The organism is Polaribacter sargassicola (genome assembly GCF_021991835.1).
Taxonomy (GTDB): Bacteria; Bacteroidota; Bacteroidia; order Flavobacteriales; family Flavobacteriaceae; genus Polaribacter; species Polaribacter sargassicola.
Window position 1 is genome coordinate 1 of record NZ_JAHDAU010000207.1, and the last position, 286, is coordinate 286.

At 38.5% G+C, this 286-nt stretch carries 1 protein-coding gene; it reads left to right on the forward strand.

The genetic code is table 11. The features are described from left to right. On the forward strand, positions 1–286 hold a 286-nt coding region (locus KI686_RS16510; protein ID WP_237590403.1), incomplete at both ends, for a hypothetical protein.

Below are 286 nucleotides of genomic sequence, written 5' to 3' on the forward strand. Positions count from 1 at the left end.
GAGACTTTTTAAATCAAGGAGGGCAATATAAATCAGGAGATTTGAGCTTTAAACAGTATCAAATAAGATCAAATCTTGATATTAAAATTAACGAAAGAATAAAATTAGGTGTTGACTTATATGGGTTAAGCGGTAAACGCAAACAACCAGGCGTTAGCCGAGGATTTATTTACAAACACCTTACAGTAACCCTTCCTACTGAGGTAGGGCAATACCCTAACGGTTTATACGGTGTAGCTGCTGAAGATGGTGCGAATCCAGCTGTGATGTCAAGCTTTCAAGGTGG